Source organism: Nostoc sp. DedQUE05 (assembly GCF_034530955.1).
Taxonomy (GTDB): Bacteria; Cyanobacteriota; Cyanobacteriia; order Cyanobacteriales; family Nostocaceae; genus Nostoc.
Map to the genome: position 1 here is coordinate 169,118 of NZ_JAVRCB010000005.1, position 21,239 is coordinate 190,356.

Here is a 21,239-nt window from a genome sequence, read left to right on the forward strand (position 1 = left end):
ATAACTTTGCGTACCTTTGCGTTAAACCTCTGCGTTCCTTTGCGTTTCAGAAATGCCACTTATCGCAATACAAATACCAGCTAACAAAAATGCTAATCCACCCCCAACAGCACCAAAAAAAGGTGTTATTACTTGCAGTTGGGGAAATATAACGCCAAACAAACTCATCGCTAAAGCAAACCCACCAAAATACATCCCAATTCCTAATCCCGCCCATCGCTGGGGTACTTGCCCTAAAGCAAAAGGAATTGCCCCGTTGACAATTAAACTAAAGCTCGCAACGATCAACACAATTAGTGGAATTTGTGCGCCCAGAGATATCATTATCAATAACGAAGGGATGATTGCACAGATCCCACAAAGCATTGCTTGACTATTACCAATTTTAACGGCAAAAATTCCTGCTGGTATGCTGGCAATTGCGATCGCTATTCCAATCCAAACCATTTGCATATCAATATTATCAGTATTCAGTTGGGTCTTGAGTACTTTACCCAAGACATCCATGAGAAATCGGATACCCCAGGCGACACCAAAACCAGTTCCTAAAATCAACGCCAATTTCTCTAAGGGCAACTTTACTGTTTCTGCTTGGTGTCTATCTACTGGTACTTCTGGGGGATTGACTAAGCGAAACACGGCTGCCGCCCCCAGCATCACAAAAGAACCGATCGCAAAAGTATAAACTGGGCCTAAACTCAGAATAAACTTGTAGCTTATTGGTTTAAAAGCTCCAATCACACCGCCTGTTAAAGTGACAAAACTTGCTGTTAAAGGTAACTGGGCTGGTTTTGAATACATCCCCAATAGGCACATAACTGGAGAACGAAATATTGTCATTGCCAATGCCCAAGCTACCAATACTATAGGTAAGAGCGATCGCATCACGGTAGTAGGCGGGATCAAACTTACAACGCATGGTATAGCAATAAACAAAGCCGATGCCAGAATCATACCTACTGAGATAAAAGGAAACCGAGTTCCTACCCAGCGTCTAGCTTGGTCTGAAAGTCCACCCATCACTGGTTCCAGCACCGCACCCAAAGCATTTTCGACTAGCACCAAACCAACTGCCAGTGAAGCAGGAAAACTAAACTGAGTCAAAAGTTGCGGTAAATAGATATTATAAATTAACCACGAGAGGGTAATTGCTCCCTGCACAGCTGCCAACACCCAAACTTGCACCCATAAAATATTCAGATGAGATTTCGAGGTAGTCAAGTCGCTTCGCTCCAATTAAAAATTAAAAATTATTAATTAAAAATTTCAAGACGCTCTCTACGAGACGCTGCGCCTAGCTTGCTTCTTTGCAGGAGTACGTGGACTCGCTAACACTACGCTATCTATCATTGTTAGCTCTGTACCAAAATTAATTAATTAAAAATAGAAAAATTTTTAATTTTTAACTTTTAATTTTTAATTCCAAAAAGGTCATCAGGAGATGGGAAGTGGGGATTTAAACTGCAAACTCGCTCTGCTCACGGCAGAAGAAGAGGGGGAAAGGGAAAAGGTTAAAGGGAAAAGGACAGATATTCTCCTTTCCCCTTTCACCCTTCCCCTTTAACCCTTCCTTGTGCCTCCTGCCTCTCTTTGTTAATACTCTGGAACTGAAGGATCGATTTCTCGACTCCAAGCGGTAATTCCGCCTTTAACATTTGTCCCGACAATGCCGGATTCCTTGAGGATGGCGAGAGCTTTTGCCGATCGCCCGCCCATCTTACAATGAGCAATTAAGCGGTGGCCGTTCAATATTTCCTTCACCTTAGCAACGCCATTCCCATTTTCAATGTCTGGTAAGGGCACCAACACTGAACCCGGAATCTTGGCAATGTCGTACTCATGGGGGTTGCGGACATCCAACAGTACAAAATCCTTTGCACCGCTATCCAGCAACTCTTTCAAATCCTTGACGGTCATTTCTTGACTTTCCATCTGCTGTTTTGCCTCCTCTGCCTTAGCTTGTGGAATCCCGCAGAATTCTTCGTAGTCTATCAGCTTTTCAATCACTGGGCGAATCGGGTTCGGACGCAGCTTTAACTCCCGAAATTTCATATCCAAGGCGTTGTATAGCAGCAATCGTCCGCTAAGAGTGTTGCCTTGTCCCAGAATGATTTTAACAGCTTCGGTTGCCTGGATTAAACCAATAATTCCTGGCAAAATTCCCAAAACGCCACCTTCTGCACAAGAAGGAACCATTCCTGGTGGTGGTGGTTCTGGGAAAAGGTCACGATAATTCGGGCCACCTTCGTAATTAAATACAGTAGCTTGCCCTTCAAAGCGTAAAATTGAACCGTAGACGTTGGGCTTATTCAGCAATACGCAGGCGTCGTTAACTAGATATCTGGTGGGGAAGTTATCAGTACCATCCACGACGATATCGTAAGGTTGAATCAGTTCCAAGGCGTTTTCGGAAGTCAGACGAGTTTCGTATAAATCAACCTGACAATAGGGGTTAATCTCGTGAATCCGGTTTTTTGCCGATTCAATTTTAGGTTTACCCACCCAGGATGTCCCGTGAATTACTTGGCGTTGCAGATTAGAAGTATCGACAATATCAAAATCGACAATTCCGATGCGTCCAATACCCGCCGCCGCCAAATATAAAAGTAGTGGTGAACCGAGTCCACCTGTACCGATACACATTACACTAGCGGCTTTCAGGCGCTTCTGCCCCTCTAGTCCTACTTCCGGTAAAATCAGGTGTCGGGAGTAGCGTTCGTAATCGTCTTTGGTCAACTGGATTTCGTCCAGATTGGGATTGAGCATAGCAGTTATGATGTGGGAAAGCGGAATATTAATCCTATCGAAAAACTGGATCTTATATCATGTCCGCTTGATTGCTTATTAAACCCGAAGAACCACACCCCGCCAAAGCTGTGCTTTGTCTCCCCTCCCCGCTTTTCGGGAGGGGTTGGGGTTCTTTTATTATGGGTAATTTGGCGGACATGATATTATATGGAGATAGGAGTGGGAAAGACGAATTTTCATCTGTGATAGCGGCGAAAACCGCGATGAGTGACTGTCTTTAAACTAAGTCGGTTATTTTATATTTTCAATTGCCTCTATTTGAAACTGATGAGTATCATCAAGGCTCCAGCTTTGTAGTTCTCCAGCTTTGCCGTTTTGGACGGAAACTATTATATACGAGTATCCCTGCCAAGCGTATAGGCGATCGCATTCTGAGGGTATAGCAGGATGATCTGGATGAGAATGAAAAATGCCGATAATGTTCAGTGAGCGATCGCGTGCTTCCCTTTGTGTTTTTAGCATAACTTCGGGTGCGATCGTATATTGCCGTCTTTTACTTTCTGTTGTGCCTTCCCCTGGAAATTCAGCCGCCGCTTCTGTATTCCAAGCATTTTCTGTTGGCATGACTTCTACCACAGTTTTGCCCTCACTAGCCAGATAGCCCAAAATTATACCACAGCACTCATCTGGGTAGGTGCTTTCGGCATGGGTGCGGATGATTTGCAAGTGTTCTTGGCTAAGTTGAATCATGTCTGCGTTTGTGATTTTAGCAACTTTTAACAATTCTTGCTTAAATACAATACATTGACACGCGTAGCCTAGTAAAAACCATCAAAATATTTACCTACTGAATTATGCTTTCTTATTTGTGGTTGTCTAATCTTAATTAGCGCTCCAGGCATGAAATGGGAGGTACTTATAAACAACCCCCCATTCAATTGTTCAATGCAATTAGTGCTAACAGAGAGTAAATGTTGGGTTTGGTTCCTTAACTTTCGGCATGAGTGCGAATGATTTGCAGGATTCTTGGTTAAGTTTGTTTATATCTGCGTTGATAATTTTTATAACCCATAGCGATTCTTGCACGGATATATATTGGCAGGCGATCGCTCTCATCGTAGTATAAGTTAACCAAGACGTAGCTAGCAAAAACCACAGGCGATCGCAGCCTTCAAAAATAAATATATGTATTTTTTATTACTTGTTAAAATATTTACCTACTAGGTTCTACTTTCTTATTGCCTAGACACAGAAGAATATAAAGAATATACAAAGCTCAATACTTGTGTATATATTTTTCAGCAAGTAATGTGAAGAGTATGCAAAGATGAGTATTTAAGTAGAAACATCTAAGTATGATATTGACTGTGTAGTTCTTTTGAGGTTCTTGAGATGTTCTGTATTTTCAAGCTAGATGCCCACGGATAACAGCCTACAAGGAAGGCATCAAAATCTTTTCCCGATTAAGAGTCAATTGTTGATTATTTTTATCTTCTAGTAAAACTTAGGCGCTGGCAAAAAATAAATATGAAGAAAGAATTTTAGGTATTGAAGCTGAATTTTTTGGTACTTAAAAGAGTAATTTTTACTCAAAAAGGATGATAAAAACCTGAAATGACCAGATCTTGCAAATTCACACGCTAATTAATTTGTACAGTGCTTAAGACTTAAATAGTTTGAGGTCAAAGAAGTATACGTAAAAACCTTGAAATTGGGGAAATTTTTCAGAAATTTACTGTTATTGAAGGGTGACGTATAAATTATGTAGATTTCGGTGAATTTTTGCGCCCTTAAACAGCACAATCTACAAATTGATAACTGAAGTTACTGAAAAAAACGATTTAGAAAGGTAAAAGTTATGGCAAATATCATTGGAACCAACGGTAATGAGACCCTACAGGGTAGTTATGATGAGGCGGATACGATTAACGCTAAAGCAGGCAACGATACTATATATCCGAACGGTGGCAACGACACCTTGACTAGTGGAGGCGGCAATGATAAATTCGTCTTCTACTACTACTATAACAACAACAACAATATTGCGATCGTCACCGATTTTGGTGGTGTAGGTAAAGGAACAAACCCGACAGCAGCAGTCATTGCCGAAGTGGATACCCTAGCATTCGAGGGCGATGGCACCACTGCCCAAAATTTGTTATTGACCCAAAAAGGCAACAATTTGGAAATCAGCTTTGCAGGGGATGCTTATTTGAGGTTTATTGATAACTCAGTTATCCTGCAAAACTTTGCCCTGGAAAACCTGGAAAACTTGAGCAAATCTACAGGGGCCACTGTAGACTTGGGCAATATCTTATTTAATACACAAACTAGCACCACAGATAGCTTTGATGTGTTCAATGCCAACTCCACCCAAAGCACTATCTTCAATAAGAACACAGTCACTTTTCTTAATGACCTGAAGAATAATGTTAGCGGCTTTGATAACTCAGATGATGTCATCAATGGTCAGGGCGGGGATGACCTCATTGACGGCTTAAGTGGCAACGACACACTCAGAGGTGGTGCGGGCAATGACTCCCTCATTGGTAGTGCGGGGAATGATATTCTCATAGGCGGTACGGGTAATGACTCTTCCACAGGTAATCACTCCCTCGTGGGTGGTGCGGGCAATGACTCCCTCATTGGTGGTACTGGAAACGATCGCTTAGATGTTGAATTTTCAACAGGCGCTAACACCCTCAAGGGTGGCGTTGGTGATGATACCTTGGATGCTGGGGCAACATCCGGGAATAACTTACTTTTTGGGAGCGAAGGTAATGATTCTCTTTCCACTTCTAATGCTTATAGCAGCTTCAGCCCTAACATTTATTACCCCTCCTCAGGTAATAACACCCTAGAAGGAGGTGCTGGTGACGATACCTTGAATGCTCAGTCTCCATCAGGGAATAACTTACTTGCTGGAGGCGATGGCAATGATTCTCTCTCCACCTCTGGAATTACAACTTATAGAGGAGACCCTAATTTTAAGGCATCAGGCAATAACACCCTCAACGGTGGTGCTGGTAACGATACCTTGAATGCTGGCATTTCAACAGGCAATAACTTACTGTCTGGGGGTGATGGTAATGATTCCCTCTCGATATCTGGCGATATTATCAACTATAGCGGTCGAGAATTTTATTACCTTTCTTCAGGCAATAACATCCTCAACGGTGGCGCGGGTGACGATACATTGACTGCTAATTATTCAACAGGCAATAACTTGTTCTCTGGGGGCGATGGCAATGATTCCTTCTATCTAAGTACCAAATCCTCAGATACTCCCCTCTCTGATTTAGCAATTCAAACGATAGATGGGGGAGCAGGTGACGATTTTTTATCCGTTGATTACAGTTTCGCTACAGCGGGTATTTCAACGACATTCAATGCCACTACAAACAATGTAGAAATTACGGCAGGCACATATCAGGTTAATTACAAGAATATCGAACGATTGAATATCTTAGGTACAGCTTACGACGACAATATTGTAGGAAGCAGTGCGAACGATACGCTCTCTGGGGGATATGATGGCAAAGATACAATCGATGGGGGAGCAGGTGAGGATCTATTGTCCGTTGATTACAGGTACAGCAATCCTACAGGGGCGATCGCAACAACATTCAATGCCACTACAAACAAGGGAGTAATTACGGCGGGCACAAATCAGGTTAATTACAAGAATATCGAACGATTAAATATCTCAGGTACAGCTTTCGACGACAATATTGTTGGCAATAGTGGCAACGATACGCTTTCAACAGGCAATACTGGCAAAGATACAATCGATGGGGGAGCGGGTGACGATGTATTGTCCGTTGATTACATCTCCAATGTCAATATTACAAAGGGGATCGCAACGACATTCAATGCTGCTACAAACAAGGGAGTAATTACGGCGGGCACAAATCAAGTTAACTACAAGAACATCGAACGATTAAATATCTCAGGTACACAGTTCGATGATTTTATTGTGGGGAACGATGGTAACGATACGCTCTTTGGGAGCTATGGCAAAGATACGATTATTGGCGGTGCAGGTAATGATATCTTGGCAGGTGAGAGTGGGAAGGACACCCTAACTGGTGGCACGGGCAATGATAAATTTGTTTATAGCTTGAGCGATAGCTCCTATGACGGCACTAACATTGATATTATCACCGATTTCGGTGGCATAGGTAAAGGTTCAAATCCCTCAGCAACCGTAATTGCCTCCTTAGACACTTTGCAATTTATAGGTTTTACTGCTGAAAATCTGCAATTAACTCAAAATGGTAACAACTTAGAAATTACCTTTGAAGGTTTTAATAATGACAGGAAAGTTATTCTACAAAACTTTAAGTTAGAAAACCTGGATAATCTACCAACAACTTCTTCACGACCAGCTATTGGCAATATCCTGTTTAATGGACAAACCAGCATCAGCGACAGTTTTGATGTGTTTGATGCTGATTCCACTCAAACTACTGTGTTCAACAGGAACACTGTTACCTTCCTTAATGACCTGGATAACAACATTACGGGTTTTGACAACTCTAATGATGTCATCAATGGTCAGGGGGGTGACGACATCATCGACGGGTTGAGCGGTAATGACCTGCTCAGAGGTGGTGCGGGAAATAACACCCTTGACGGAGGTACTGGTGACGATACCTTGAGTGCTATCAATTCAACAGGCGATAACCTGCTCTTTGGGGACGATGGTAATGATTCTCTTGATATCTCTGGCAGGATATTCAGCGACACATTCAGTGGCACAATCGACAAATTCGACTCTCGCTCATTAGGCAATAACACTCTCAACGGAGGTGCAGGTAACGACACGTTGAGTGCTAGCGGTTCAAAAGGTGATAACCTGCTCTCTGGGGGCGATGGCAATGATTCTCTTGACATTTCTGGCAGCTACAGGAATAACTACGGCTACATCTCCGACTCTCGCTCATTAGGCAATAACACTCTCAACGGAGGTGCAGGTAACGACATCTTGAGTGCTGGTGGTTTAAAAGGTGATAACCTGCTTTCTGGGGGCGATGGTAATGATTCTCTTACCATTTTTGGCGGCTACAACGAGAATAATCCCACAGACTCTTCGGACTCTCGCTCATTAGGCAATAACACTCTCAACGGAGGTGCTGGTGACGATCGCTTGAGCGCTGGTGGTTCAAAAGGCGATAACCTGCTTTCTGGGGGTGATGGCAATGATGAGCTTGATATCTCTGGTGGCTATGACAGCTACAACTCCAACGACTACTCCGACTCTCGCCCGTCTGGTAATAACACGCTAGAAGGAGGCGCTGGTGACGACAAGTTGAGCTTTAGCAGTTCAACAGGTGATAACCTTCTGTCTGGGGGCGATGGCAATGATTCCTTCAATCTAATCATTAACTCCCTAGATCCTGACCTGTCTGATTTAGTGACTCAAACGGTAGATGGGGGTAATGGTGATGATTCGTTGTTCACCCTTTACAACTATACTGCTGGAGGAATCACTTCGACATTCAATGCTACTACTAACACTGGCTCAATTACGGTAGGCTTGTATCGAGTTAACTACAACAATATCGAACAATTACATATCTCAGGTACCAGCTATGATGACAATATTGTTGGCAGCAATGGCAATGATATCCTCCGAGGTGGAGACGGTAATGACAGCCTAATTGGAGGGGATGGGACTGATACCTTTGGTTTCTATAATTACAATGGGGGTGTTGACACTATTTATGACTTCAACGCTACTAATGAACTGATTGAAGTATATGCTAATGGTTTTGGTGGCGGGTTATTAATAGGTTCACTCTCGGATGCTCAGTTCACCATCGGAACATCTGCAACGACAAGCAATCAACGATTTATTTATGATAATTCTACAGGTGGACTGTACTTTGACCAGGACGGCAGTGCGGCTGAGTTTACTCAAGTAAAATTTGCCCAACTATCTGCTGGACTGTCATTAGCCGAAAAGAATTTTGTGCTTGTTTAATCGTTATTAAATTCTCTAATCGTTAAGTGACAGGGGTTGCGAGGTGCTTTTGTAAGCACCTTGCAAACGATAGTGCTCAATGCAATTACTGTTAACAAAGAGTAGATGTTGAGTTTTATTTCTCAACTTTCGATATGAGTCTGGATGGTTTGCAGATGTTATTGGCTAAATTTGATTATGTCTGCGTTTTTAATTTTAATCGCCGCCGTTGCATATTTGCGGGATGATTTTGTTAGTTTTGTGGGATGGGCTGAAAAGCCTGTCCCTTGTATTGCAGGGCGCAGGCATCAAAACTCATTAGCCTTAAAGTAGTAACAACAACTTATTGTGGAATTGCGATCGCGAGACGATGAATGCTCTAATCAATTTACTGCTTTTTTTGCTGCCGATTCTGAGTAGCTTTTGGATTGCCCAAACTTTCAACCCTTTATCTTCTTATCAGCCTCTCCAAGCTGTAGACGGAGCAGCTTTATATAAAAAACAATTAACGAATGGTAACGAAGCCTATTTACAAGTTATTAATCTTCGTAAAATGCACATAGACCAAATTATCGGAGAGGTAGATAATATGGGTCTAAATGAAGGAAAATATTATCAAGGGGAAGGTGAATATTACAGCCCTTTTTTCCAAAATAAATTGTTTTCTGATGTTGCAGACGAATATAAAAAACTTTACGCAAACAACGTTTTTTCGACGATTAATTGTTCTTTTTTTGAGCAATACCAATCTAGTACTCAATTATCCTTTCCGATTAAACTTAATGGTGTAGTCATCACTGGTGGCACTAGCCCTTATGGCCCAATCAAGGAACCAAAAGATAAATATTATCGTAATATTCGCCTCAAAACCTTAGTCTGGGATGATAAGCAGGCATATATTACCGATTACAACCAAGCTAGCGGTGCGCCTGTTAACCAAAAAGCAGTGAAGAATGCGATTGTCACTTACCGATATAGCGATCATCCGGCGAAAGTATTAGCCCAAAACCAAGCGAATAAGTATCAAGTTATCGGTACTTTGAGCAAAGATGGTGTTAAAGGTGACGAGCTTTTGTTGATTATGACGGTGAACCAAGCAACTCTGGATGAGGCAGCCGATTTATTACGTAAATTAGGAGTCAAAGGCGATATTATTACCGTTGATGGTGGCAGATCGACTTATTTGTTCAATTCCCAAAAAGGAAACATTATTGTTCCCCAACTGTCTAATCTGCAAGAAAATCCTACTTTCCGACATTTACCTCATTATCTGGGATTCCGTAAGAAAAGCACAAATCAGATTGCGCCAAAAATCTCGATCGCTCAACCAGTTGGTAAAGTGCTTCCAAAGAAGGATCAACCTTTTTTAATATTGTGGCGGGATAATTTTGATGGCGATGTCTCGATTAAGTTGTACGATGGGAACAAACTTATCCAAAACATTTCTTCCCGTACTGCTAGCGATGGAGTTTATGAGTGGAAACCACGTATTTCCGTAAAAGAAGGCTATTTTATTCGTATTTCTAGCTGGAAAGACCGGAATATTTTCGGGCAGTTGCAATTGTAGCGGAATGGGAAAATGAAATGGATAACTAGCTAAACGCAAACCTCTCAACAAGGTTGACGGTGTGGCCGCGATCGCAATTGTTATCGTTTCTCACAGTAAACAACTAGCTTTGGGTGTGCGGGAACTCGCCGCGCAGATGGTTCAAGGCCAAGTTCCCATTGCTGTTGCAGCAGGTATTGAAGATTCTGAAAATCCATTGGGTACAGATCCGATTCAGGTTTATGAGGCGATCGCTTCTGTTTTTTCTGATGATGGTGTCTTGGTGTTAATGGATTTGGGTAGTGCTTTGCTGAGTGCGGAAATGGCAATCGAGTTTTTGCCAGAAGCACAGCAGCAGAAAGTATATTTGTGTGAAGCACCTCTAGTAGAAGGCGCGATCGCTGCTGTAGTGGCGGCGGCAGCTGGTAGAGATATTCACCAAGTTATGGTGGAAGCACGCGGTGCACTCCTCGCCAAAGCAACTCAATTGGGTGTAGTTAGTAAGCCATTGTCTGTTGTCAGCGCAATAACAACCAATATAGAATCGCCAACGCGAGAAATTCGGCTGATTGTGAGCAATCGCTTAGGATTACACGCCCGCCCCGCCGCCCAGTTTGTGGCAACCGCAGCCCGGTTTCAATCTCAAATTCTGGTAAGGAATTTAACGAGAAATACTGAGCTAGTCAGGGGTGACAGTATTAACCAAGTCACAACTTTAGGGGTGCGTCAAGGACACGAACTGCTGATTACTGCCACTGGTTCTGATGCAGATGAGGCGCTGGCTGCATTACAGGGATTATTCGCCAATAACTTTGGTGAAGATAATGTTGCCTTGAATTCTCCACCAGCACACCATGAAGTTACACCAACAACTTCCGGCGAACTTTCAGGGATTGCAGCTTCTCCAGGAGTAGCGATCGCACCTGTTGTTCGTTATCAACCCACTCACATCGCAATTACGGAATACCACGTAAACGATCCTGATGCAGAGTGGCAACGATTACAGGCAGCGATTAACACTGCCCGACAAGAAATTCAAGCAGTTTTCTCCCAAGCATCTCTGCAAATTGGTGATGCTGAAGCCGCCATCTTTGATGCCCAATTACTATTTTTAGAAGATCCAGTACTGTTAGAAGCGGCTCATCAGCGTATTTTAGACAACCATATAAATGCTGAAGCCGCTTGGCAAACTGTAGTCGATGAAGTAGCGACTTCCTACCGCGCACTTGAGGATTCTTACCTGCAAGAGCGAGTTGACGATGTTGTAGATGTCGGGCGAAGAGTACTGCGATTACTCGCTGGGAATGCTGCGGCTAACTTGCATCTTGAGTCACCAGCGATTTTGGTGACGACTGATTTAACTCCTTCAGATACGGCGGGACTAGATCCGACAAAGGTGTTGGGTATTTGTACTACTTCTGGTAGTGCAACTTCCCACAGTGCCATTATCGCCCGGACGTTGGGTATTCCGGCAGTTTTGGGAGTGGATGCCCAAGTGTTGCACCTGGCTGATGGTACACTGATGGCACTTGATGGTGAAAGTGGCAGAGCTTGGGTAGAACCAGAATCAGACATCTTGGATTTACTGGCAGCAAAGCAATCAGCTTGGCAAACTGCCCAACAGGAAGCACGAGCTACGGCACATCAGCCAGCGATTACTCGTGATGGTCGGCAAGTTAGCGTCTTCGCCAATATTGGTAGTATAAATGATGTGCAAGTTGCTGTGGCTAGCGGTGCAGAAGGTGTGGGACTACTCCGCACTGAGTTTTTGTATTTAGACCGAACCAGCGCCCCGACTGAAGAAGAACAATTATTAGTGTATCAGGCGATCGCCCAAGTTTTAGATAATCGGCCGCTAATTATTCGTACTTTAGATGTCGGTGGTGATAAGCCACTTCCCTATATTAAAGTAGGGTTGCCAGAAGCTAACCCTTTTTTGGGTTGGCGGGGAATTCGTTTCTGTTTAGATCGTCCAGAACTCTTCAAAACTCAGTTACGGGCAATTTTGAGAGCTAGTGTCGGACACCAAATTAAAATCATGTTGCCGATGATTGCTACTGTAACTGAAGTACGTGCAGCTAAGGTAATTTTGGGCGAAGTGCAAACTGAATTAAATCAAGCTGGTATCGCATTTGATGCCGCGATCAAAGTAGGAATTATGGTAGAGGTTCCCTCAGCAGTAGCGATCGCCGATCGATTAGCTGCGGAAGTAGACTTCTTTAGTATCGGAACTAACGATCTGAGTCAGTACGTCATGGCTAGCGATCGCACTAATCCAAACGTGGCAAATTTGGTTGATGCACTACATCCAGCTGTATTGCGAATGGTGCAGCAAACTGTCCAAGCTGCCCATGCGGCGGGGATTTCGGTAGGATTATGTGGAGAATTGGCAGCAGATACTTTAGCAACACCAATTTTATTAGGTTTAGGGCTGGATGAATTGAGCGTAAATCCCCAAAGTATACCTGGAGTGAAGCAGGCGATCGCTCGGTTGAGTATAGTTGAGAGTGAAGCGATCGCGGCATCAGCATTACAACAAGATTCCGCACAGCATGTTAGAGAACTAATCTCAGCTTCAATTACTCCCCCTGCATAATTAATTCGTAATTCGTAATTCTTAATTCGTAATTGAATTACCTAGAGTCTAAATACCCTACTAATTCAAGACCACCAATAAATACAATTACGCATGAGTATTTCGCCAATAATGATGTTAGCGAGTCCGCGAACGTCATTACGAATTACGAATTACGAATTACGAATTAGTTAAAATCTAATTCCCAGTTGCCCGTTAAAGCCACGAACAGAATTGTAACCAGCACCAACAAAAACGTTATTAGTAGCACCTACCTGAACGCCACCTGAAACGGCAACACCTTTATCCTCTGAATAAAGTCCAATTCCTACATAAGGTGAAATTACAGGCAAATTGATAAATTTTAAAACATCTACTCCCGTAGCACCATCAGCGCCAGTTCCGACTTCAACCCCGAAATTCAAAGCTCTAGCTCCGACAGCATAAGTTATATCACCATCTTTTCCACCGACTGAAACCCAAGGTTGCGGTATCAGTTGAGCCGATGCTTGACTTGGGGCAAGCAAAGTTAATAAACCTATAGATGTAATTAATGTTTTAGCAATAATCGCTATTTTCACGTTATTCTCCAATTAATTGTTTTTAGGACTGATACCAATTCTTTATGAGACGCATAAAAAGAATCTCAGTGCCTTGGCATCTCCCTTTGGTAATACTATTTCACTTTCAGGTTGATACAAATAGCCAGTAGGGGAGCAGGGGGAAAGGTTAAAGGGAAAAGGGTAAAGGTTTTTTCTTTCCCCTTTACCCTTTTCCCCAAAACCCAACAAGTATTGAGCTAGGTTATACCATTTACAAAAAGACCTACAGATTCAAAATTGAAAATCCAGATGAAATCTAACCCCTCTTAATTACGAATTACTACTTACGTAGCTTGCTTCTTGCCTTTGAGGAGTAGTACGAATTACAAATTGGTATTATTATCTCAACTATTTGCTAAACTCCAACTTCGTGGAGAGCAAATAAAAACAATTTGAGTATTGCGAATTTGGAGGGGGTTGCAGAGTGGCTGATGAACGCATAGTCAATACACAACATATTTATCCAAAGGATTTTTCCTGGGGATTATGGCCTGTTGTGCCACTCTACCCCTACGGTAGGCGGCAGACAATTCGTCAAGAAGTACTTAAGGACACAATCTGGAATTTTGACCAGATTCAAGGCATTTTCTACGTTGTTGTCCCGATTCGGATGACTGTTGTGAAGTTGGAAACCGGGGGACTTCTGGTCTATGCGCCTGTTGCACCAACGCTAGAGTGCATAAGACTTGTGAATGAGTTGGTGGTGAAATATGGCGACATTAAGTACATCATTCTGCCAACTATCTCTGGTATAGAACACAAAGTTTTTGTTGGCCCCTTCGCCAGATACTTTCCGACTGCACAGGTGTTTGTGGCTCCCCATCAGTGGAGTTTCCCGCTAAATCTTCCCCTTAGCTGGCTTGGCTTACCCCCAAAACGAACTCAAGTACTTCCAGAAGATAGTTGCAAAACCCCCTTTGCTGACGAGTTTGATTATGCAATGCTAGGCCCCATTGGTCTTGGCCCTGGAAGGTTTGCAGAAGTTGCTTTTTTCCACAAGCGATCGCATACTCTTTTAGTCACGGATTCTGTACTTTCGATTCCAGAAGATCCACCCGCGATCGTTCTCTTAGATCCATATCCTTTATTATTCCATGCCAAGGATTATGCTTCTGATATTGTTGCAGATAGTCAGGCAAATCGCCGTAAGGGTTGGCAGCGCATCTGTCTGTTTGCTTTGTACTTTCAACCAAGCACATTAGATATACGCCAATGGAATCATGTATTGCAAGATGCCTTGAAAGCTCCAGAACGCTCAAGAAAAGCTTATTTTGGATTGTATCCCTTTAAATGGCAGTCAGATTGGCAGCGATCGTTTGATGCCCTGCGAGGTGATGGGCGTTTATTTGTCGCACCAATTTTACAAACGTTGATTCTCAATCGCGCACCACAAGAAACCATTGACTGGGCTAATAAAGTTATAAGTTGGGACTTCGAGTGGATAATTCCCTGCCACTTTGATTCACCAATTAAAGCTAAACCGCATCAGTTTCGCCAAGCTTTCTCTTTTTTAGAAAAGCAGCCTACTGTCAGTGGAGATTTGATCGGCAGTAGCAGCTATCCTTTACCAGAAGAAGATTTTAAAACACTTAGGGAAATCGATGCAGGTTTAAATAAGTTTGGCATTGTGCCAGCAGCCAAGGAGAAAGTGTAGGAGAGACGATATAGCGCAATACAGTTCAGATAAACCCAAAACCCTGATGATGTAGAGACGCGATTTATCGCGTCTTGAAAGACCAATTATCCTTAACTGAACGTGAGTTCGATAAACCTCTCCCTCCCAACCTCCCTCTCCCACGGGGAAAGGGAGGAGCAACGATAAATTAGGGTTTTGGCTCCCCTCTGGGTGTCCAAGAGGGGTTGGGGGAGAGGTCAAAAAAGGGCTTGTCGAACTCACGTTAACTGAATCATATTGCAATACAGCGTTCTCCTTTGGATGCAGGTAACACAGCTAGCTGTGCTACCAAAGCTATATATCTGTATCAGGTGTTTTGTAGAATGGTATTGCTGGAAATATGATTAGCCACCGATATTTGTTATACGGTCAATCAAAGGGGGTGCGCTTTAAAGGTCGCCTTGTGCCAGTGGCATTTTCGAGGTACCATGCAGTCGTGGATCGGGCACAGGAGGTTGCGGTTCTGGGCCTAGTGGTTGGGGATTTTCCACATACTCGAATTCGCCTTTGCCATCCATTGAGGGGCCTTTTGCCCAACGACCTTCGGCGCTTTCTGTGCCTTCTGAGTGATTCCAGAACTGATAAGAAAACTCGCGTTTCTCCAATTCCAACGGGAAGGAACTGGGAACCGGAGTGGTTTCCAGTCCAGAACTTTCTAAATCTTCAATGGTTGCTAGCCACAAGTTTTGATGCATCGTATCACGAGCGATCATAAAGCTCAAGGTATCTTTCACCCCTGGATCGTCCGTCATTTCATACAGTCGTACTGCTTGCAAACGTCCCTGACTTTCAGCGTGGAGATTAGACCGGAAATCTGCCAACAAGTTGCCACTGGAGACAATAAAACGACCATTCCAAGGATAGCCGACGCTATCAGATGGTGTTGCACCTAAACCAGAGACAATGGCGTGTTGGGGGTTCATCGCCGCCGCCATAATTACATCCCGTGGGTTACTACCGCCCATGACAGCACCCACAACCGCATCTTTGACACTTTCTTCTTGCATTTTGAGCGGCGCTTTATCTAGAAGATGGGCAATCATCGTTGCCAGCATCTCAATGTGACCGATTTCCTCAGTCCCAACATCTAGCAGCATATCCCGGTACTTGGCAGGGCCTCGACAGTTCCAGCCCTGAAACAGATACTGCATCATCACGGTCATTTCACCAAAAGTACCGCCGATGAGTTCTTGAATTTTCATTGCATAAACCGCATCTGGTTTTTCTGGCGGCTTAAAATACTGGAGTTTCTTATTGTGATAAAACATTTGAATTCCTCTGTTAATTGCAGATGCTGACACAAAATCAAACAGTTGCCAAACTTTTATCCGATTTTGCGTAGCCTCTCCTTATCTAGGAAACTAATCAAATGCTTTATCTTCATCAGCCTCTAGTCAGATATAAAAAATACTTTTAAATAAGTATTTCGACTAGGGCTTTTTTCTTTATAGTTCTGTCTAGGAATGGATTTCAGAAAGCTTTAATTTGTTTTGAGAAAGAATTCAAAAAAATTCAAAATCAAATCACCTGAACTGGATTGCAACTACTCCTAAAGTTTGATTTCCTTAAACCGTTCTTGCGCCGCTTTAAATGCTTCTTGCATCACTAACTGAATTTTTTGAGGATCGGGTTTCTTACCTCCCATTAGATCGCCAAAGTAAACACAGGCTGCTTCGCCTAGTGCCCAAGTATAAGCGGCTGCCCAAGAAGCTGCGATCGCACTCCCAAAACCTGGTATAAATTTAATTAACTCACGGGCAATTGCCTGTGCGAAAAAACCACCTGCGATCGCACTCACAACGCCTCCTGCTTGAGAGGGAGTAACTGTCTGCCCATATAATTTACCCAACAGTCCCACCATTGATACTTGCAAGGCAGTGAGTACGGGCATTGTGGCAAATGGTAGAGGTACGGCAGCCAGAGTTGCAGACATAATCGCAAATGGCAAAATATAACGGCGTGCAGTATCTCGGTAAAGGTTGCCAATTTGCTTCCCAACTTCTTCTCGATCTAATAGCTGATAAATCGCTTGGGCTTCTGCTTGTGGGAGTAGTTCTGCTAAGGAATCTCGCAGTGCTTCTAAGCCATAAAATACTTGAGTGTAGCCATCTTCTTCTAAGGTAAAGTCAATGAGTACAGAGCGATCTGTGATTCCTGCAAAGGCTTCTTGTATTGCGGCAAATGCGCGGTTGACTTCTTGATAATCTGGCGGATAGGCGGGATGATCGACGGTATTGCCAGGATAAACTTCGTGCAAGCAGGTAACTACCAGCAGACAGGGAATGTCTGGATACTTCTGGCGCAGTTGTTGAGCAATTTGTCGTAGGGTATCAGTTGCAAAGTCATTGATTTTAACCGTCAAAAGCAGGATTCTGGCGGAACGAGTTTCTTGTTGTAAATCGCCAACTAACTCTTGAATAATTTTTTGAGTATCTTGTTTAACATCACCTAGCCCCACTGTATCAGTAAAAATCAGTAGCGGCAGGTCATTGGAAGGATAGGCATAACGTTGGGTGTGTTGCGTGTGTGGGCGAAATCCTTGACCGATAATTTCAGCCGAAACTCCCGTCAATCCCCTCACAATAGAACTTTTCCCAGCTTGAGGTTTACCAATTAAGAGGGCTTCTGTGGTTGGCAGTTCGGCTCGGATTTTCTCTAAAATCTCTGCAACCTGAGTATCGCTCACACTAAACCATTCAACAACTGTCTGTGCCAGTTGTTCTACGGGTAGGTGTTGTGTTAGACGTGTTGTTGCTTTGTTCCATACGCCAGCAATCTGATTTCTCCAGGAATTATCGGCCGACTTGGCAATCGTTTTGTCGGTCGGTTCGCTCAATTGCTGAGAATCAGTTGATGGTAAATCAGCATCACGTTGCTCAGTCATTTTCATCCAAATCTAGAAGACCCTTTTTGTCATCTTATAGCGATTCTTAAAGGGATAACTAGTACCTTTAGTAGTGTTCCTGGGCATGAGCGATCGCGTTTTGGCTGACAATGCGATTGTTTCGGCTGACAAGGCGATTGCATTGACTAACAATGCGATTGCATTGACTAACAATGCGATTGCATCGGCTAACAATGTGATTGCATCGACTAACAATGCGATTGCATTGACTAACAATGCGATTGCATTGACTAACAATGCGATTGACCTTTCAAGACGCGATGAATCGCGTCTCTACAATCTGGGTTTTGTTGCTCATTCTGAACTGTATTGTCGCAAAATTTGCCCTCATCCCCCAACCCCTTCTTTCAATATTGGGAGAAGGGGAGCGAATTTCAAAGTCCCTCTCCCAAGCTTGGGAGAGGGATTTAGGGTGAAAGCTCATTGATTCATCCAAAAAGTCTATTACTTCAAAAACGGATTTAGTATCAACTTGGTTCAATCAAATCAGCGATCGCTTGTACCAATACATCTGGATCTACTGGTTTAGAAATATGCATTTGAAATCCTGCGGCTAATGCTTGCTGCTGATTCATTTCTCCTGCATAAGCTGTCAGAGCGATCGCGGGTACGTTTCCTCCTTGTTCAGGGGATCGCGATCGCACTTCACGCATCAGCATATAACCGTCTGTTTTTGGCATTCCAATATCGCTAATTAAAACATCTGGTATCGAGTCAGATAGCGCTTGTAGTGCTTCCTGTGCTGATGATACGGCGGTTACTTGCACGCCGTAGTCTTGCAAAATAAAGGTAACTAAATCGCGGATATCTGGTTCATCGTCCACTACCAAAACTTGAGTGTCTGCAAGCAGCGAGGATTCCGGCTCTGAATATGAGGACTGATTCTCTTCACCCCGAAATTGTTCGCTTCTCACCAAAAGCGGTAACTCGACAGTGAAGCTTGCACCCAATCCTTCTCCCAGACTTTCGGCTTGAACATTTCCCCCATGCATTTCTACAACCTTACGCACGATCGCTAATCCTAAACCTAGTCCGCCAAATGTGCGTGTAGTTGTGCCATCAGCTTGGCGAAAGTAATCAAATACATAAGGCAAAAAGTCTAGGCTAATTCCTTTACCTGTATCGCTGACCTGAATTTGAGCCTGATTACCAACTTCCATGAGTCGAATTTCTACCCGTCCTCCTGTTGGTGTAAATTTTACCGCATTAGAAAGCAAGTTCCACACAACTTGTTGCAGCCGATTTGGGTCGCCCATAACTTGTCCCAAATTGGGATCAAATAAGGTTTTAATTTGAATTGACTTGGCTTGTGCTGCTAGTTTTACTGTTTCTAGCACTGCTTCAACTACCATTACCAAGCTGACAGGACAGATATTCAAGTTTAATTTTCCTTGCAGGATGCGCGACACATCCAACAAATCTTCAATTAGCTGAGTTTGTAACTTGGCGTTGCGTTCAATGGTTTCTAAGGCGTGGTGAGTAGTTTTTTCATCAAACTTGCGAGTCCGCAGCATTTTCGACCATCCCAGGATGGGATTGAGTGGGGTTCGCAGTTCATGGGAGAGAACCGCCAGAAACTCATCTTTAATTTGGTTGGCGATTTCTGCTTGTTGTCGTGCTGTCCTTTCGCAATCGAGTAGGCGATCGCATTCTTGTTCAGCCAATTTGCGCTCGGTGATGTCCAGTATAAAAGCAACACCATGTTCTTGGGAATCATTCAGCAAAGCCATCCCCAAAACAATCGGTACTCGCTTGCCGTTACGCTGGATGTACTCTTTCTCATAAATTTTGGAAACTCCGATGGTTTGCACCTCCAAAAGGGCGCGATCGTCTGAATCCTGATACTCAACAGGAGTCAGTTCTCTCCAATTAATTCCACCTAAAGTAGCAAACTCATCACGAGTGTAGCCAGCTAGTTGAAGAAAGGCATCATTGGCATCAATCACAAAGCCATGCACATTCCAAAAAGCGACCCCAATCAAGTTAGATTCAAACAAACGCCGAAAACGTGCTTCACTTTCACGTAAAATTTTTTCTGCCCGTTTGTGTTCGGTAATATCGCGAGAAACAGTAATTACGCCTTCAATAGTTTGGTCAACATTCCGTAATGGTGTGAGAATATATTCATAATAATGTACGCCATCACGAGTAACATATTTACACTCATCTTTAATCGGTTGCCCAGTTTTCATTACAGTAAGTCGTTGATTATCTACCTGGGTTATTAGGTCTGCGGGTAAATCCATTTCTGGCAAACTTTTACCGATAATATCTTCGGGATTTAAACCTAGTATAGTTGCTCCATCGCGGCTGACATATTGATAACGACCTTGGCAATTAAAGATGTAAATATGATCTACTGAAGCAGTGAGGATGGCATTTAAAATATTTGCCTGTTCTTGGACTTGTGTTGTGAGTTCGCGAGTACTTTCTTTTGCCTGCTGACACACAGTAGTTTCCATACAAACGCCGATCATTCGCACCGCTTGGCCTTGAGCGTTATAGATAAATTTTCCGTTAGCATAAATCCAATGTGTACTTTGGTCTGAGCGAACTATACGAAATTCATCATTGTAGTCAGTCTTTTGTGTCAAAGCGTGGGCGATCGCTTGCATTACAGATTGGCTATCTTCAGGATGAACGCATTTTTTAAACGTTTCATAAGGACTATCATAACTACTTGGAATTAAACCAAAAAGTAGTTCATAATTTTCCGACCAAATAACTTGATTGGTAACAATATTCCAATCCCACAAGCCCATCTGGGATACCTCTAGAGTCAGCCTCAGCCGTTCTTCACTCTCTCTAAGGACTACTTCTAACTGCTGACGCGCCGCAATTTCTTGTTGGAGTTGCTCGAAAATTACTGCTACCTCTGTTGACATGAGATGCACAGATGTTTCTTGAACTTTAATATAAGACTTTTCTGCTTCTACTGCCAGCTTTCTTTTTAGTTCTGTTAATTGTTCTTCAAGTGCTGCTTGTCTTTGTTGATAAAATATCTCTGATTGCTCTAACTCAGCTACCCGCTGCCGCAACACTGCTAATTCATCAGTAAGTTGAAAGTTAATTTGATCAACATTTTGCATATTGTACACCGCTAATGTTTAACAATATCGACTTGAAGAGTAGGTATTCCTTAGTACCGCAAGGCGTAATTAAATAATTAAATAAAAATTAAAATTTCATACAACAGCGTAAGCGTTTGATTAATTATGCTTGA

Annotated in this window: 12 protein-coding genes; 5 read left to right on the forward strand and 7 right to left on the reverse strand. The window is 43.1% G+C overall.

Translation table 11 applies throughout. The features are described from left to right. Positions 1 to 21 precede the first annotated feature (21 nt). The 3 genes from RMZ42_RS05790 to RMZ42_RS05800 all read right to left on the reverse strand — a co-directional run bounded on the left by RMZ42_RS05790 (position 22) and on the right by RMZ42_RS05800 (position 3,498). Positions 22 to 1,221 (reverse strand): MFS transporter, encoded by a 1,200-nt coding sequence (locus RMZ42_RS05790; RefSeq protein ID WP_322670497.1) that lies wholly within the window; start codon positions 1,219 to 1,221, stop codon positions 22 to 24. Positions 1,222 to 1,593: 372 nt separating this feature from the next. Then, complete coding sequence (gene moeB, locus RMZ42_RS05795) at positions 1,594 to 2,766, reverse strand: molybdopterin-synthase adenylyltransferase MoeB (protein ID WP_322670498.1); 1,173 nt, start codon at positions 2,764 to 2,766, stop codon at positions 1,594 to 1,596. Positions 2,767 to 3,039: 273 nt separating this feature from the next. Further along, the gene (locus tag RMZ42_RS05800) at positions 3,040 to 3,498 is read right to left on the reverse strand and encodes a M67 family metallopeptidase (RefSeq protein WP_322670499.1); all 459 of its coding nucleotides are present in this window, start codon (positions 3,496 to 3,498) and stop codon (positions 3,040 to 3,042) included. A gap of 1,108 nt (positions 3,499 to 4,606) precedes the next feature. Between RMZ42_RS05800 and RMZ42_RS05805 the strand changes: the two genes are divergently transcribed. The 3 genes from RMZ42_RS05805 to ptsP all read left to right on the forward strand — a co-directional run bounded on the left by RMZ42_RS05805 (position 4,607) and on the right by ptsP (position 12,855). After that, positions 4,607 to 8,734, forward strand: coding sequence for a calcium-binding protein (locus tag RMZ42_RS05805; protein ID WP_322670500.1), 4,128 nt, complete (start codon positions 4,607 to 4,609; stop codon positions 8,732 to 8,734). A 349-nt stretch (positions 8,735 to 9,083) separates the two neighbouring features. Beyond that, positions 9,084 to 10,280, forward strand: a complete 1,197-nt coding sequence (locus RMZ42_RS05810; RefSeq protein WP_322670501.1) for a hypothetical protein — start codon at positions 9,084 to 9,086, stop codon at positions 10,278 to 10,280. A gap of 61 nt (positions 10,281 to 10,341) precedes the next feature. Beyond that, a complete protein-coding gene (gene ptsP, locus RMZ42_RS05815) occupies positions 10,342 to 12,855 on the forward strand; it encodes a phosphoenolpyruvate--protein phosphotransferase (RefSeq protein WP_322670502.1) in 2,514 nt (837 codons plus the stop codon). Positions 12,856 to 13,025: 170 nt separating this feature from the next. On the opposite strand, the gene RMZ42_RS05820 is transcribed toward ptsP, so the two are convergent. Continuing rightward, on the reverse strand, positions 13,026 to 13,415 hold the full coding sequence (locus RMZ42_RS05820; protein ID WP_322670503.1) for a hypothetical protein: 390 nt from the start codon (positions 13,413 to 13,415) through the stop codon (positions 13,026 to 13,028). Between the two features lie 445 nt (positions 13,416 to 13,860). Between RMZ42_RS05820 and RMZ42_RS05825 the strand changes: the two genes are divergently transcribed. After that, positions 13,861 to 15,090, forward strand: coding sequence for a DUF4336 domain-containing protein (locus tag RMZ42_RS05825; protein WP_322670504.1), 1,230 nt, complete (start codon positions 13,861 to 13,863; stop codon positions 15,088 to 15,090). Between the two features lie 410 nt (positions 15,091 to 15,500). On the opposite strand, the gene RMZ42_RS05830 is transcribed toward RMZ42_RS05825, so the two are convergent. Together RMZ42_RS05830 and RMZ42_RS05835 are read right to left on the reverse strand one after the other, a co-directional pair. Continuing rightward, on the reverse strand, positions 15,501 to 16,379 hold the full coding sequence (locus tag RMZ42_RS05830; protein WP_322669217.1) for a manganese catalase family protein: 879 nt from the start codon (positions 16,377 to 16,379) through the stop codon (positions 15,501 to 15,503). A gap of 281 nt (positions 16,380 to 16,660) precedes the next feature. After that, positions 16,661 to 17,995 (reverse strand): 50S ribosome-binding GTPase, encoded by a 1,335-nt coding sequence (locus RMZ42_RS05835; RefSeq protein ID WP_322670505.1) that lies wholly within the window; start codon positions 17,993 to 17,995, stop codon positions 16,661 to 16,663. Positions 17,996 to 18,080: 85 nt separating this feature from the next. Here RMZ42_RS05835 and RMZ42_RS05840 point away from each other — a divergent pair, with 85 nt between their 5' ends. After that, complete coding sequence (locus tag RMZ42_RS05840) at positions 18,081 to 18,443, forward strand: hypothetical protein (protein WP_322670506.1); 363 nt, start codon at positions 18,081 to 18,083, stop codon at positions 18,441 to 18,443. A gap of 40 nt (positions 18,444 to 18,483) precedes the next feature. Here the strand turns inward: RMZ42_RS05840 and RMZ42_RS05845 are convergent, their stop codons facing one another. Then, positions 18,484 to 21,105, reverse strand: a complete 2,622-nt coding sequence (locus RMZ42_RS05845) for a PAS domain S-box protein (RefSeq protein WP_322670507.1) — start codon at positions 21,103 to 21,105, stop codon at positions 18,484 to 18,486. Between the last annotated feature and the right edge of the window lie 134 nt (positions 21,106 to 21,239).